This is a genomic window from Streptomyces sp. NPDC102462, assembly GCF_044765425.1.
Classification (GTDB): domain Bacteria; phylum Actinomycetota; class Actinomycetes; order Streptomycetales; family Streptomycetaceae; genus Streptomyces.
Map to the genome: position 1 here is coordinate 217,783 of NZ_JBIWKB010000002.1, position 14,286 is coordinate 232,068.

General features: G+C 72.7%; 13 protein-coding genes and 1 riboswitch. Of the genes, 7 read left to right on the top strand and 6 right to left on the bottom strand.

The window, feature by feature from the left end:
- Positions 1 to 65: 65 nt before the first annotated feature.
- Positions 66 to 1,547, bottom strand: coding sequence for a glycine hydroxymethyltransferase (locus tag ACIRFL_RS03175; RefSeq protein ID WP_404023431.1), 1,482 nt, complete (start codon positions 1,545 to 1,547; stop codon positions 66 to 68).
- Positions 1,548 to 1,580: 33 nt separating this feature from the next.
- Positions 1,581 to 1,669, bottom strand: a riboswitch (ZMP/ZTP riboswitch).
- A gap of 126 nt (positions 1,670 to 1,795) precedes the next feature.
- Between ACIRFL_RS03175 and rocD the strand changes: the two genes are divergently transcribed.
- Positions 1,796 to 3,001 carry an ornithine--oxo-acid transaminase gene (gene rocD, locus ACIRFL_RS03180; RefSeq protein ID WP_404023433.1) on the top strand — a complete coding sequence of 402 codons (1,206 nt, stop codon included), beginning with the start codon at positions 1,796 to 1,798 and terminating at the stop codon, positions 2,999 to 3,001.
- Positions 3,002 to 3,138: 137 nt separating this feature from the next.
- A complete protein-coding gene (locus ACIRFL_RS03185; protein WP_404023577.1) occupies positions 3,139 to 3,978 on the top strand; it encodes a DMT family transporter in 840 nt (279 codons plus the stop codon).
- 101 nt (positions 3,979 to 4,079) lie between these two features.
- On the opposite strand, the gene ACIRFL_RS03190 is transcribed toward ACIRFL_RS03185, so the two are convergent.
- Complete coding sequence (locus ACIRFL_RS03190; RefSeq protein WP_404023434.1) at positions 4,080 to 5,501, bottom strand: PLP-dependent aminotransferase family protein; 1,422 nt, start codon at positions 5,499 to 5,501, stop codon at positions 4,080 to 4,082.
- Between the two features lie 47 nt (positions 5,502 to 5,548).
- On the opposite strand from ACIRFL_RS03190, the gene ACIRFL_RS03195 reads away from it, so the two are divergent.
- From ACIRFL_RS03195 to ACIRFL_RS03210, 4 genes are read left to right on the top strand one after another with little or no spacing between them, the layout of a single operon-like run.
- Complete coding sequence (locus tag ACIRFL_RS03195; RefSeq protein ID WP_404023435.1) at positions 5,549 to 6,046, top strand: carboxymuconolactone decarboxylase family protein; 498 nt, start codon at positions 5,549 to 5,551, stop codon at positions 6,044 to 6,046.
- Positions 6,043 to 6,486, top strand: coding sequence for a carboxymuconolactone decarboxylase family protein (locus ACIRFL_RS03200; protein ID WP_404023436.1), 444 nt, complete (start codon positions 6,043 to 6,045; stop codon positions 6,484 to 6,486). Before ACIRFL_RS03195 ends, ACIRFL_RS03200 begins: the two co-directional genes overlap by 4 nt.
- Positions 6,483 to 7,247 (top strand): isocitrate lyase/phosphoenolpyruvate mutase family protein, encoded by a 765-nt coding sequence (locus tag ACIRFL_RS03205; RefSeq protein ID WP_404023437.1) that lies wholly within the window; start codon positions 6,483 to 6,485, stop codon positions 7,245 to 7,247. The genes ACIRFL_RS03200 and ACIRFL_RS03205 overlap by 4 nt, the downstream gene beginning before the upstream one ends.
- A 16-nt stretch (positions 7,248 to 7,263) precedes the next feature.
- The gene (locus ACIRFL_RS03210; protein ID WP_404023438.1) at positions 7,264 to 8,163 is read left to right on the top strand and encodes a GNAT family N-acetyltransferase; all 900 of its coding nucleotides are present in this window, start codon (positions 7,264 to 7,266) and stop codon (positions 8,161 to 8,163) included.
- A gap of 126 nt (positions 8,164 to 8,289) precedes the next feature.
- Here the strand turns inward: ACIRFL_RS03210 and ACIRFL_RS03215 are convergent, their stop codons facing one another.
- The 4 genes from ACIRFL_RS03215 to ACIRFL_RS03230 form a co-directional block, all read right to left on the bottom strand.
- Positions 8,290 to 9,279 carry a malate dehydrogenase gene (locus ACIRFL_RS03215; protein WP_404023440.1) on the bottom strand — a complete coding sequence of 330 codons (990 nt, stop codon included), beginning with the start codon at positions 9,277 to 9,279 and terminating at the stop codon, positions 8,290 to 8,292.
- A 416-nt stretch (positions 9,280 to 9,695) separates the two neighbouring features.
- Complete coding sequence (locus ACIRFL_RS03220) at positions 9,696 to 10,928, bottom strand: helix-turn-helix domain-containing protein (protein ID WP_404023441.1); 1,233 nt, start codon at positions 10,926 to 10,928, stop codon at positions 9,696 to 9,698.
- 574 nt (positions 10,929 to 11,502) lie between these two features.
- Complete coding sequence (locus ACIRFL_RS03225; RefSeq protein WP_404023442.1) at positions 11,503 to 11,976, bottom strand: DUF3017 domain-containing protein; 474 nt, start codon at positions 11,974 to 11,976, stop codon at positions 11,503 to 11,505.
- Positions 11,966 to 12,820 carry a bifunctional methylenetetrahydrofolate dehydrogenase/methenyltetrahydrofolate cyclohydrolase gene (locus tag ACIRFL_RS03230; protein ID WP_404023443.1) on the bottom strand — a complete coding sequence of 285 codons (855 nt, stop codon included), beginning with the start codon at positions 12,818 to 12,820 and terminating at the stop codon, positions 11,966 to 11,968. The genes ACIRFL_RS03225 and ACIRFL_RS03230 overlap by 11 nt, the downstream gene beginning before the upstream one ends.
- 256 nt (positions 12,821 to 13,076) lie before the next feature.
- Between ACIRFL_RS03230 and ACIRFL_RS03235 the strand changes: the two genes are divergently transcribed.
- Positions 13,077 to 13,748 carry an RDD family protein gene (locus ACIRFL_RS03235; RefSeq protein ID WP_404023445.1) on the top strand — a complete coding sequence of 224 codons (672 nt, stop codon included), beginning with the start codon at positions 13,077 to 13,079 and terminating at the stop codon, positions 13,746 to 13,748.
- Positions 13,749 to 14,286 lie beyond the last annotated feature (538 nt).

Here is a 14,286-nt window from a genome sequence, read left to right on the forward strand (position 1 = left end):
TCCCCGGGCGGCAGGCGACTCCCGACCGGGCATGGGGAATCCCGAGCCCGGTTCTCGGGCGGAGGTCAGCCGAGGTCGACCTGCGGGTACAGCGGGAACCCGGCCACCAGGTCGGAGGCGCGGTGCGAGATCTCGTCCGCGATCTTCGGGTCGAGGACGTGCTGGGCCTTGGACGGGGTGCCCTTGCTCGTGGTCCCGGGCTCGGCGGTGGTCAGGACACGGTCGATGAGGCCGGCGACCTCGTCCATCTCAGCGGTGCCCAGGCCACGCGTGGTCAGGGCCGGGGTACCGATACGGATTCCGGAGGTGTACCAGGCGCCGTTGGGGTCGGCCGGGATCGCGTTGCGGTTGGTGACGATGCCGGACTCCAGCAGTGCGGCCTCGGCCTGGCGGCCGGTGAGGCCGTAGGAGGCGGCGACGTCGATCAGATTGAGATGGTTGTCGCTACCGCCGGTGACCAGGGTGGCGCCCCGGCTCATCAGGCCCTCCGCCAGCGCCCGGGAGTTGTCGACGATCCGCTGGGCGTAGTCCCGGAAGGAGGGGTGGCGGGCCTCGGCGAGGGCCACGGCCTTGGCCGCCATGACATGCGGCAGGGGGCCGCCGAGCACCATCGGGCAGCCGCGGTCGACCTGGTCCTTGAGGGAGTCGTCGCACAGGACCATGCCGCCGCGCGGCCCGCGCAGCGACTTGTGCGTGGTGGTGGTGACGATCTGGGCGTGCGGGACCGGATCGAAGTCTCCGGTGAGGACCTTGCCGGCGACGAGACCGGCGAAGTGGGCCATGTCCACCATGAGCGTGGCGCCGACCTCGTCGGCGATCTCCCGCATGATCCGGAAGTTCACGAGACGGGGGTAGGCGGAGTACCCGGCGACGATGATCAGCGGCTTGAACTCGCGGGCGGAGGCGCGCAGGGCCTCGTAGTCGATGAGGCCGGTGGCCGGGTCGGTGCCGTAGGAACGCTGGTCGAACATCTTGCCGGAGATGTTCGGGCGGAAGCCATGGGTGAGGTGACCACCGGCGTCCAGGGACATGCCGAGCATGCGCTGGTTGCCGAAGGACTGGCGGAGTTCGGCCCAGTCCGCCTCGGAGAGGTCGTTGATCTGGCGGACGCCGGCCTTCTCCAGGGCGGGTGCCTCGACGCGCTGTGCGAGAACGGCCCAGAAGGCGACGAGGTTGGCGTCGATGCCGGAGTGCGGCTGGACATAGGCGTGACGGGCGCCGAACAGCTCCTTGGCGTGCCCCGCGGCGATCGACTCCACGGTGTCGACATTGCGGCAGCCTGCGTAGAAGCGGCGGCCGATGGTGCCCTCGGCGTACTTGTCGCTGAGCCAGTTGCCCATCGCCAGGAGGGTGGCCGGGGAGGCGTAGTTCTCGGAGGCGATCAGCTTCAGCATCTCGCGCTGGTCGGCGACCTCCTGGCCGATGGCGTCGGCCACGCGCGGTTCGACGGCACGGATGACATCGAGGGCGGCACGGAAGGCGGTGGACTCGGCGGAGAGAGACGAAGAGAGAGACGAGGAGAGAGGAGACAGGGGCTGCTCTGGCATGGGGACCTCCGGACGGCGTACATACAGCGTTCACGGCTCGGCCCAGGCGCACGGCACTCAAAGTGGCTGGGCCGCTCCCCGATGGTCCATCCCATCCCAGCGCGCCAGTCACGGCCCGCCGTCAGCCTACCGGGCGCATCGGACGGGCACGCGCGGCGGTGGTCGCATGTTGCTGACGGCTCCCGGTGCGGCCCGGGAGCGAGGATGGGAGGGGGACGAATCCGACACTCTGGCCCACTGGAGTTCCCGTGAACGCTACGGAGCGGCTCATCGCCGCCGCCGACGCCCACAGTGCGCACACCTACCGCCCGCTGCCGGTGGTCGTGGCCACCGCGGACGGGGCCTGGATGACGGATGTCGAGGACCGGCGCTACCTCGATCTGCTGGCCGGCTACTCCGCGCTGAACTTCGGGCACGGTCACCCGCGGCTGGTGGCGGCGGCCAAGGCGCAGCTGGACCGGGTGACGCTGACGTCGCGGGCGTTCCACCACGACCGGTTCGCCGCGTTCTGCGCCGAGCTGGCCGAGCTGTGCGGCATGGAGCTGGTGCTGCCGATGAACACCGGGGTGGAGGCGGTGGAAACCGCGGTGAAGACGGCCCGCAAGTGGGGCTACCGGGTGAAGGGGGTGCCCGCGGAGATGGCGAAGATCGTGGTCGCCGGGGGCAACTTCCATGGCCGTACGACGACGGTCATCAGCTTCTCCACGGAACCGGAGGCACGGGCGGACTTCGGGCCGTACACGCCGGGCTTCGAGATCGTGCCGTACGGGGACCTGACCGCGATGCGGGCGGCGCTCACCGAGAACACGGTCGGGGTGCTGCTGGAGCCGATCCAGGGCGAGGCGGGTGTGATCGTGCCGCCGGCCGGTTATCTGCCGGCGGTGCGGGAGCTGACCCGGGAGCGGAACGTGCTGTTCATCGCGGATGAGATCCAGTCGGGGCTGGGCCGGACCGGGCGGACCTTCGCGTGCGAGCACGAGGGGGTGGTGCCGGATGTGTATCTGCTGGGGAAGGCGCTGGGCGGCGGGATCGTGCCGGTGTCGGCGGTGGTGTCGGGCGCGGAGGTGCTGGGGGTGTTCCGGCCGGGGCAGCACGGGTCGACGTTCGGCGGTAACCCGCTGGCCTGCGCGGTGGCGCTGGAAGTGATCGCGATGCTGCGGTCGGGCGAGTACCAGGCGCGCGCGGCGGAGCTGGGCGAGCATCTGCACCGTGAGCTGGGCGCGCTGCTCGGCACCGGCGCGGTGACGGCGGTGCGCGGGCGCGGGCTGTGGGCGGGGGTCGATGTGGCGCCGGCGCTCGGGACGGGACGGCAGGTCGCGGAGCGGCTGATGGACCGTGGCGTGCTGGTGAAGGACGCGCACGGCTCGACGATCCGGATCGCGCCGCCCCTGGTGATCGAGAAGGAGGACCTGGACTGGGGGCTCGATCAGTTGCGGGCGGTTGTGGCCCGCTGAGCGCTCCGCCGGACAGACCGCGATGCGCCGCCGGCCGTCCGCGGTCCGGTTTTCCGAGGCGAGAGTCCGGTGAGAGGCGGGCTCGGATCAGGCCCCGGGTCTGCCGGCTCCCCTACAGTCGCTTCGTGCTCTTCGGAATGGTGTGCGCCCTGGGCGCGGCGGTCTGTTTCGGGACGGCGACCGTGTTGCAGGCGATGGCCGCGCGCCGGGCCGCGGGCACCGGTGCGGGCGGGGACGCGGCGCTGCTGCTGCGGGCGCTGCGGCAGTGGCGGTATCTGGTCGGTCTGGGGCTGGACGGTCTCGGGTTCCTGCTGCAGATCGCGGCGCTGCGGTCCATCCCGATCTATGCGGTCGGCGCGGCGCTGGCGTCGAGTCTGGCGGTGACCGCGGTGGTCGCGGCGCGGCTGCTGCGGGTGCGGCTGAGCCGGGCGGAGTGGGTCGCGGTGGCGGTGGTGTGTGCCGGGCTGGCGATGCTGGGGCTGGCCTCCGGGGCGGAGGGACGCCGGAACGGCCCGGCGGCGTTGCGGTATGCGATGCCGGCGGCGGCCATGGCGGTGCTGCTGCTGGGCGCGGTCGGCGGGCGGTTGCGGGGGCGGGGCCGGGCGCTGTTGCTCGGGCTGGGTGCGGGTTTCGGGTTCGGGGTGGTGGAGGTGGCGGTGCGGCTGATCAATGACCTGGCGCCGGCGGCCCTGTTCACCGATCCGGCCGCCTACGCCCTGCTGTTCGGCGGGGCGGCCGCGTTCCTGCTGCTGACCTCGGCCCTCCAGCGCGGCTCGGTGACCACGGCCACCGCCGGGATGGTGATCGGCGAGACGATCGGCCCGGCCGCGGTGGGCGTGGTGTGGCTGGGCGATCGCACCCGCGAGGGCCTGGCCTGGCTCGCGGTGCTGGGCTTCGCGGTGGCGGTCGCCGGAGCCCTGACCCTGGCCCGCTTCGGAGAGCCCCCGGTTCCGGACCCCCGCCCGGCAACGCCCTGAGCGCTCCGCTTAATGCGCCGCGATGTGCCGTCGGTCGTCCGTGTCGCGCCCCCAGCACGCCCCGCGCACCCCGCAACGCCCCGTGGGGAACCGGCCGCAGATCAGGGCAGGACGCGGCACAGGGACTCAAGGGCTGTTGTCCAGGCGTGGTCCGGTGGGGTTCCGTAGCCGACGACCAGGGCGTCGAGGGGCGCGGTGACGGAGTGTTCGTGGCGGTAGGTGGCCAGGCCGTGCAGGGCCAGTCCCTGCCAGGCGGCGGCCTGGACCACCGACTGCTCGGTGCCGGACGGCAGACGCAGGACGGCGTGCAGGCCGGCCGCGATGCCGGTGACCTGGACCTCGGGGGCGCGGACGGCGAGGGCGGTGACGAGGGTGTCGCGGCGGCGCCGGTAGCGCAGCCGGGCGGCGCGCACATGACGGTCGTAGGCGCCGGAGGCGATGAACTCGGCCAGGGTGAGCTGGTCCAGCACCCCGCAGCTGTCGCTGTGGCCCTTGGCCGCGGTGCACTCGTCGACGAGGGACGGCGGCAGCACCATCCAGCCGAGCCGCAGGCCGGGGGCGAGGGACTTGCTGGCGGTGCCGAGGTGGACGACATGGTCGGGGGCCAGTCCCTGGAGCGCGCCGACGGGCTGGCGGTCGTAGCGGAACTCGCCGTCGTAGTCGTCCTCCAGAACCAGGCCGCCGGTGCGCCGCGCCCAGTCCACCGCGGCGGCCCGCCGGTCGGGGTGCAGGGCCGTGCCCATCGGGAACTGGTGGGCGGGCGTGAGCAGCACGGCGCCCGCGCCCGCGTCCGCGAGGGCGCGGGTATCGGTGCCCAGGTCGTCGTACGGCAGCGGGCGTGTGGTCAGGCGGCCGGCGGCCAGCAGGTCCCAGTGGACGAAGAGGCCGTAGGACTCGACGGCGACCGTGTGGACGCCGCGGGCGCGCAGCACCGCGGTGAGGATCTTCAGGCCTTGCGCGAACCCGGCGCACACCAGGATGTTCTCGGGGTCGGCGCGGACGCCGCGGGAGCGGGCGAGGTAGCCGGCGAGGGCGGTGCGCAGTTCGGGCCGGCCGCGGGGGTCGCCGTAGCCGAGGGCGTCGTTGGGGGCGGTGGCCAGGGCGCGGCGGGCGGCCTTGAGCCATGCGGTGCGCGGGAAGGCGGACAGGTCGGGGGTGCCGGGGGCGAGGTTGTGGGTGGGCCGGTCGACGGCGCGGCGGCGTGGCGGCCGGCCGACCGCCGGGACGGCAGCACCGGCCGGGCCGGCCGGGGACGCCATCCCCGTGGCCACCCGGGTGCCCGAGCCCTGGCGGGCGGTGAGCCAGCCCTCGGCGACCAGGTCGGCGTAGGCGTCGGCGACGGTGTTGCGGGCGATGCCGAGGTCGGCGGCGAGGCTGCGCGAGGAGGGCAGCCGGGTGCCGGGGGCGAGGCGGCCGGTGCGGACGGCGTCGCGCAGCGCGTCGGTGAGGCCGCGCCGCAGGCCGTGCGGGCCGGTCGGTTCCAGATGCAGGTCGATGCCCAAAGTGGCCCAGGATTCCGCCATGGAAATGGACCATACTCCTGGGCTGCCCGGCTTCTAGAGTCGAGGACATGACCGCACAGGAAAGCACTCAGTACGCACCCGAAATCGCACCCCGCCTGCGCATGGCCGAGCTCGCCCCGGACGTGTACAAGGCGATGATCCGGCTGGACACCGCGGCCAAGCAGGGGCTTGACCCCAAGCTGTACGAGCTGGTGAAGATCCGGGCCTCGCAGATCAACCACTGCGCGTTCTGCCTCGACATGCACACCAAGGACGCCCTCGCGGCCGGCGAGAGCGTCGAGCGGATCGTGCAGCTGAGCGCGTGGGAGGAGTCGCGGCACTTCTACACGGAGAAGGAGCTGGCGGCGATCGAGCTGACCGAGGCGATCACCGTGCTCACCGAGGGCTTCGTGCCCGACGAGGTCTACGAGAAGGCCGCCAAACTCTTCGAGGAGGCCGAGCTGGCGCAGCTGATCGCCGCGATCACGGTGATCAACGCCTGGAACCGGTTCGGGGTGAGCACGCGGATGACGCCGGGCCACTACCAGCCGGGGCAGTACGCGTGATCCGTACACAGGTGCTCGATCCGGCGGTCGGCGCGGCCCTGTCCGCGCTGTCCGCCGCCGCCAAGCGGGGGCTGGCCGACCCGGCCCTCGCCGAGCTGGTGATGATCCGCGCCTCGCAGCTCAACCACTGCGCGTTCTGCCTGGACATGCACCTCGGGGCGGCCCGGCGCGGCGGCGAGTCGGAGGACCGGATCCAGTTGCTCAACGCCTGGGAGGAGGCCGAGGACCGCTTCGGCGAGCGGGAGCGGGCCGCTCTCGCGCTCACCGAGGCGGTGACCGTGCTCACGGAGGGCTTCGTGCCGGACGCGGTGTACGAGCGGGCCGCCGAGCACTTCGACGAGACCGAACTCGCCCATCTGATCGCCGTGATCACGGCGATCAACAGCTGGAACCGGGTGATGGTCAGCCGTCGCGTTCCGCCCGGGGGGTATCGCCCGTGAGCAAGGCAGAGATCTTCCGCGCGCTGCATCTGCGGCGCCCGCCGGGCGAACCGCTGATCCTGCCGGGACCGTGGGACGCGGAGAGCGCCCGGGTGCTGGAGGATGCCGGTTTCCCCGCGCTCGCCACGCCCAGCGCGGCCGTCGCCGCGTCCCTCGGGTACGCGGACGGGTCGACCCCGGCGGACGAGATGTTCGCGGCGGTGGCCCGTATCGCCCGCGCGGTGCGGGTCCCGGTGTCGGCGGACGTCGAGGACGGGTACGTGCTCGCGCCGCGGGAGCTGGTGGAGCGGCTGCTGGAGGCGGGGGTAGTGGGCTGCAACCTTGAGGACTCCACCGGGGGCGTCCTCAAGGACCCGCAGGAGCAGGCGGACCGGCTCGCGGCGGTGCGTTCGGCCGCCGGTGACGAGTTGTTCGTCAACGCGCGCGTGGACACCTTCCTCCACGGTGTCACGGATGCCGGGCCGGCCATCGCGCGGGCCGCGGCGTATGTCGCCGCGGGCGCCGACTGCGTGTATCCGATCGGCGCCCCGGCGGCGATGGTCCCGCTGCTGCGGTCCGGGATCCAGGGACCGCTCAATGCGCTCGCGTGGCTCGACGGGCAGGGCCCCTCGCCCGCCGAGCTGGGCGGACTCGGGGCCACCCGGATCACGTTCGGTGGGGGTCTGCGGCGCGCGGCGGACGCGGCGCTGCGGCGCACCGCGGAAGCACTCGTCACGGCGCCCGGCCTGCCGCAGAGCATGGACCGACCCGGGGTTCTTTGACTAAAGTCAAAGAACTATGGAGCCAGTGGCTGTGGACGACGTGGCGGCTCTCCGCCGGTTCAATCGCTACTTCACGCGCCGGATCGGCGCCTTGGACGACCATTACCTGGGCCAGGACCGGCCGCTGGGCGAGGCCCGTCTGCTGTTCGAGATCGGCGACGGGATCTCCCTGCGCGAACTGCGCACCCGGCTGGGCCTGGACGCCGGCTATCTGAGCCGGATGGCGCGGGCGCTGGAGGCCCAGGGCATGGTCCGCGTCGGCGTCCCGCCGCACGACAACCGGCTGCGGATCGTCGAACCGACGCCGGCCGGGCGGGTCGAGATAGCGGAGCAGAACCGGCGTGCCGACGCGCTCGCCGCCGGACTGCTCCAGGGCCTCACCCCGGACCAGCGCGCCGAGTTGACCGGTGCCATGGCCACCGCCCAGCGGCTGCTGCGGCTGGCCGGGATCACCGTCGAGGTCGTGGACGGCGCCGCGCCGGACGCCCGCGCCTGCCTGGACGCGTACGCCGACGACATCGACGCGCCCTTCCCCGAGGGCTTCGACAAGTCGGACCTGGTGGGCCCCGCGGAGGTGTCCGGGGAGGCCGGCGCGTTCCTGGTGGCCTATGAGGAGCGGCGGCCGGTGGGGTGCGGGGCGCTGCGGCGGCTGGAGCCGGGGGTGGGCGAGATCCGGCATGTGTGGGTGCACCCGGACGCCCGCCGCCTCGGGCTGGCCCGGCGGCTGCTGGCCGGTCTGGAGGACGAGGCGCGGGCGCGCGGGCTGGGTGTCGTACGGCTGGACACGCACGGTTCGCTCACCGAGGCGCAGGCGATGTACCGGGCGTGCGGGTACACGGAGATCCCGGCGTACGTCGACCACGTCTACGCCAGCCACTGGTTCGAGAAGCGACTGCCGAACACCCCCGCGTCCTGACCGGCCCCGCGCAACGACACCGGCCCCACCCCGGAACACGCAGCGGCCCGTACCACCCCAAGGGGGTCGTACGGGCCGCCGTCACGCGCGCCCCGGATGTGCCGACGGGGGTGTCGGTGTGCGGGGTCAGACGAGGCCGAGGGCGCGGACCGCCTCGCGCTCCTCCTGGAGCTCCTTGACGGAGGCGTCGATGCGGGCGCGGGAGAAGTCGTTGATCTCCAGGCCCTGGACGATCTCGTAGCGGCCGTCCTTCGCGGTGACCGGGAAGGAGGAGATCAGGCCCTGCGGGACGCCGTAGGAACCGTCCGACGGGATGCCCATGGAGGTCCAGTCGCCCTCGGCGGTGCCGTTGACCCAGGTGTGGATGTGGTCGACGGCGGCGTTGGCGGCGGAGGCCGCGGAGGAGGCGCCCCGGGCCTCGATGATCGCGGCGCCGCGCTTGGCGACGGTCGGGATGAACTCCTCGGCCAGCCACTTCTCGTCGTTCACGACCTCGGCGGCGTTCTTGCCGGCGACGGTGGCGTGGAAGATGTCCGGGTACTGGGTGGCGGAGTGGTTGCCCCAGATGGTCAGGCGCTTGATGTCGGCGACCGTCGAGCCCGTCTTCTTCGCGAGCTGGGTCAGCGCGCGGTTGTGGTCGAGGCGGGTCATCGCGGTGAACCGCTCGGCCGGCACGTCCGGGGCTGCGGCCTGCGCGATGAGCGCGTTGGTGTTGGCCGGGTTGCCGACGACGAGGATCTTGATGTCGTCCGCGGCGTGGTCGTTGATGGCCTTGCCCTGCGGCTTGAAGATGCCGCCGTTGGCCTCCAGGAGGTCACCGCGTTCCATGCCCTTGGTGCGCGGCCGGGCGCCGACGAGGAGGGCGACGTTCGCGCCGTCGAAGGCCACGTTCGGGTCGTCCGTGATGTCGATGCCCTGCAGGAGCGGGAACGCGCAGTCGTCCAGCTCCATGGCCGTGCCCTCGGCCGCCTTCAGCGCCGGGGTGATCTCCAGGAGGCGCAGCTTGACCGGCACGTCCGCGCCGAGCAGCTGGCCGGAGGCGATGCGGAAGAGCAGGGCGTAACCGATCTGGCCGGCCGCGCCGGTGACGGTGACGTTCACGGGAGTGCGGGTCATGGCGTTCTCCGTATGACAGCTGGCGGTGGGGCGTCCCTGCCCCGGGGGTACGGGATCCCGCCCGGCTTGTGACCGGCGCCCGCCGCGATGATCGATCACGGTTCGGTTGATCGATCTCTTGGCGTCAAGAGAGATCCAGCGGTCAGGCTATCGCGCATCCGGTATCCCGGACTGCCCGCCCCGTGTGGCCCGCCCCACAGACCGCACGGAAGAGGCGGCCGCCCGTCCGGGAGAGCTGGGACAAGGGCGGCCGCCGCTCGGGGAGTCCGGAGTCCGGATCCCGTGGGGGTACGGTTCGCGTGCCCACGATGACGCGGACCATGCGCATCCGGCGGCGATTCTTCACGGCGGGTGCGTCGCCGGCCCCGCGGATCCCCGGCGGCCCGGGCCCGCCGCCCTCGTAGCCCTCGCCGTCGCTACGGCGTGCAGCCCGTCTGCCCCGTGGACAGGGTCGCGCAGGCCTTGGCCTCCTCGGCGGTCCGCACGGCCACCATCGGCGTGTACGCGATGGTGTCACCGGTCTCGGTGACGGCGCCGCTGCGGCTGGTGGTGCCGGCGGCGATACGGACCTCGTCGCCCTGCCCGGCGCCGGTGATCCGTCCCCACGCCGCTCCGCAGGTCTTGCTGTAGCGGACCTCGACGGTGGTGGGGCCGACGGCGGCGGTCTTGGCGGTGGTCACCAGGTCGCCGCTGCACCCCATGGTCTCGGCGTCCTTGCCCGTGCAGCCGCTGCCCACGCACTTGACCCCGGGCGGCAGGTCGGCCGCGGTGCTGGCGGACGGGGAGGGCGACTTGTCCGTGCCCTCGTTCTGCTTCTCGCCGCCGCCGTCGGTCAGGAAGAAGACGGCCGCGATGACGACGAGCACTCCGACGAGTCCCGTCAGGAACAGGGCCGCCCGCCGCTTGCCGCCCGCTCCCCGGGGCGCGGGGGCGCCGCTGCCCGGCCCCTGCGGGGGCTGCCCGTACGGGCCCGGGGCGCCCGGGGCCCAGCCGGCACTGTTCGGGGCTGCACCGGCAAGGGACGCGGAGTGAGGGGACGCGCCGGGAGAGGGGGCAACGGAAGCGGGCGGTGCGGACGACGCCGGCGGACGGCCGCCCGCCCGCGAAGGACCCTGGTACCCGGCCAGCTTCCAGGAGTTGACGCCCGTTCCGGAAGTCCGCACGGCCCCCTCGCGCGCGTCGGCGTCGGGCGCCGCCGGCTGGGGCGGAACCGTCGGGGACACGCCCGTGGGGCCCGCCACCCCCGGAGTCGCCGTCGCGCCGCCCTTGCGGGCCGGGCCACTCCCCTTCCCGCCGGGCTGAGGCCCGCCGAACTCACCGAGCGCGGCGCGCGCCTGGGAGATGCGTATCGCCTCCATGGTCATGTCGTGCCGCATCTCCGAACGGCTCCAGGCGCGTTCGGCCAGCTCCCACATGGTGGTCAGGTGCAGGGGGTTGGTGCCGGTGACCTCGGCGAGCGCGACGATCGCGCCCTTCGGCGCGAGGAGCCGTCCGTTGAGGTAACGCTCCCAGGACGTCTTGCTGTAGCCCGTGCGGTCGGCCAGCGCCGCGACGCTCAGCCCGCTGCGGTCCACGAGCCGCCGCAGCTGGCTCGCGAACTCCTTGATCTGCGGATCGAGTTCATCGGGCAAGGCTTTCCAACGAGGCATGGGTCTCCCCCTCTTCCCCCCGGTCGGTGCTGTTGTGGTCCCGGCGTCTCCCCCGCGCTTCCCCCGCGTGGCACCCCGTCGCCAGTCCCCGGTTCTGGCTACCCACAGGGATGCGTCCCCTAAGGATCGCAGTTCCGTGGGAGGGGGCGCACGGGAGCATCGACCCATTGGGCATGCACCGTTGCACGCCGCCCGGCACCCGGTCCACCGGAGCGTCGCGATTGGCCACGTTAGCCCGGCTGTGCGGGTGCTTTCCGACGTATCCCCGAACTTGTCGGGACATCGGCACACTGGTCACGCGCCGGTGACCTCGCACGTCACGGGGGCCGTCGAGACACCCGCGGGCCCCTCCTTGTCGCAGGGCGCCGGCACCGTACCGGAACGGTCACTTCCGTGCCACAGCGTCCGGACAGGCGTTGAACAGGCCACGCGTGGCACGGGAGGGTGGAGACGCGACGGCGGCTCGTCTCTCCTCGGGGGAGGGGACGGGCCGCCGTCCTCCCGTGCAGGCGCCGGGCCGCCCTCCCCACGAGGGCACCGGCCCGGTGGACCTGCCCCTTCCGAAGCGTCGGGCCTACTGGTTCAGCGTGAAGTGCAGGGTGTCCTTCAGGAACGGGATCTCCAGCCACGGCCTGGGCTGGGCCATCATTGCCAGCAGGACGATCGCGAGCCCCAGCACGCCATAGGTGGCGATGTCCGTGAAACGCGAGCGCACGGCGAGCATGCCGACGCCGGGCAGCACCCAGCGCAGCACCGCCCCGGCCAGCAGGGCGGCGCCGATCAGCAGCGTCCCGTACCGGACCACGTCGAGCGCGGTCAGCAGCAGGCCAAGGGCGACGGCGGACAGCACGACGAGCAACGGCCACTGGCGGGCCGGCGCCGGCAGATCACCGGACGCGGCCCGGCCGCCGCCCTCGGGGCGCGCGGTGTCCCTGGTGAACAGCGGGAAGCGGCGCGTGGCCCGCTTGGGGCGCCCGCCGGCATCGGGCGCGCTGATCGCGTCGCGGACCGTCGTCTCCGCGTCCGGGTGGGTGTTCTCAGCCGGCACTGCGCTCCGCCGCCTCGACCACGTTGACGAGCAGCTGCGCGCGGGTCATCGGGCCCACACCGCCCGGGTTCGGGGAGATCCACCCGGCGACCTCGGCGACACCGGGGTGGACATCGCCGACGATCTTGCCGTCGGCGCTGCGCGAGACGCCCACGTCCAGGACCGCTGCGCCCGGCTTGACGTCCTCGGGACGGATCAGATGGGCGGAACCGGCCGCCGCGACGATGATGTCCGCGCGCCGGAGGTGGGACGACAGATCACGGGTGCCGGTGTGGCACTGGGTGACCGTGGCGTTCTCGCTGCGCCGGGTGAGCAGCAGCGGCATCGGACGGCCGATGGTCACGCCGCGGCCGACGACCACCACCTCGGCGCCCTTGATCTCCACGCCGTGGCGGCGCAGCAGGGTCAGCACGCCGTTGGGGGTGCAGGGCAGCGGGGCGGGCTCGTTCAGGACGAGACGGCCCAGGTTCATCGGGTGCAGTCCGTCCGCGTCCTTGTCCGGGTCCATCAGCTCCAGGACGCGGTTCTCGTCGATGCCCTTGGGCAGCGGCAGCTGGACGATGTAGCCGGTGCAGGCGGGGTCCTCGTTCAGCTCGCGGACCACCGCCTCGATCTCCTCCTGCGTCGCCGTGCCCGGCAGCTCGCGCTGGATGGAGGCGATGCCCACCTGGGCGCAGTCCCGGTGCTTGCCGGCGACGTACTTCTGGCTGCCGGGGTCGTCCCCTACCAGGATCGTGCCGAGGCCGGGCGTGATGCCCTTCTCCTTGAGCGCCGCCACACGGGCGGTCAGATCGGACTTGATCTCGGCTGCGGTGGCCTTGCCATCGAGAATCTGGGCGGTCATGGCCCCCATCCTCCCGGATGACCGGCCCCTGGTTCCAATCCGGGGCCGCCCGCTTCCCGGGGGTTCCGGTTCGTCCAAGATCGCCGATGTTGCACTTGCACAACACCTGGCGAATGCGGCTGGACAAGGACTTGTCCGAGCCATAACGATGAACGGCGCAGTATCGCGGTCCGTGTTGGGGGGCAAACCGCTCATGCTCTGACGTTCCTCCGCGCCATCCGCGTCGTCCCCGCAGTACAACGGAGGAAATCCCGCCATGAGTTTCGGCTCGCCCCAAAACCCCTATGGCTCGCCGCAGGATCCCCAGCAGGGTTACGGCTACCCGCAGCAGCCGGGCCCGCCCGGTCAGCCCGGCTACGGCTACCCGCAGGCCCCGGGCATCCCGCCGCAGCAGGGCTACGGCTACCCGCAGCAGCCCGGCTACCCGGGCGGTGGCGCGGGACCGCGCGTCGCGTCGATGGGCCGCCGGTTCGGCGCCCGCGTGATCGACTTCGTGATCCTGTTCATCATCTACTTCGTCTTCGCCGCCATCGGCGTCGCCGGCTCCCTCGGCTCGGTGAAGGACTGCGACCCGAACGCGGCGAACTACAACAGCTGCATCAACGACGCGGGCTCGGACTTCGCGGCCACCTTCGGCGCCGTCATCGGCGTCCTGGCCATCGCCGGTCTGCTCTACGAGTGGCTGATGACCGGTCTGGTGGGCGCGACCCTCGGCAAGCTCGCCGTCGGCCTGCGCGTGGTGAAGGCCGACACCGGTCAGAAGCCCGGCCTCGGCTCGGCGTTCATCCGCTGGATCATCCCGATGGTCGGCAGCTTCGTCTGCGGCATCGGCCAGCTGATCGTGTACCTGTCCCCGTTCTGGGACAAGTCCGGCCGCCAGCAGGGCTGGCACGACAAGGCCGCGAGCACGATGGTCGTCCAGAACTGACCCGCCGGGACGCGCCCCGCGTCCCCGCCCCGACCACAGCCAAGGGCCGTGTCCACCCGAAACAGGAAGACACGGCCCTGCTGCGTCCGCTGCCACGGGACCGCAACTTCACTACCAGGCAGGGATATGCGAAGCGGCACACGGTGAAACCGGTACCGGTCGAAGGGGCTCAACCGGTCCCACCTCAGGGGCGCGGGGAACTGCGCGAACACCCCCCACGAGCCGCACCCGCCGACGAACCACAACCCACCTCTCGGAAACCGGTACCGGTCGAGAGACCCCAGCCGGTCCCACCTCAGGGGCGCGGGGAACTGCGCGAACAGCCCCCACGAGCCGCACCCGCCGACGAACCGCAACCCACCTCTCGGAAACCGGTACCGGTCGAGAGACCCCAGCCGGTCCCACCTCAGGGGCGCGGGGAACTGCGCGAACAGCCCCCACAAGCCGCACCCGCCGACGAACCACAACCCACCTCTCGGAAACCGGTACCGGTCGAGAGACCCCAGCCGGTCCCACCTCAGGGGCGCGGGGAACTGCG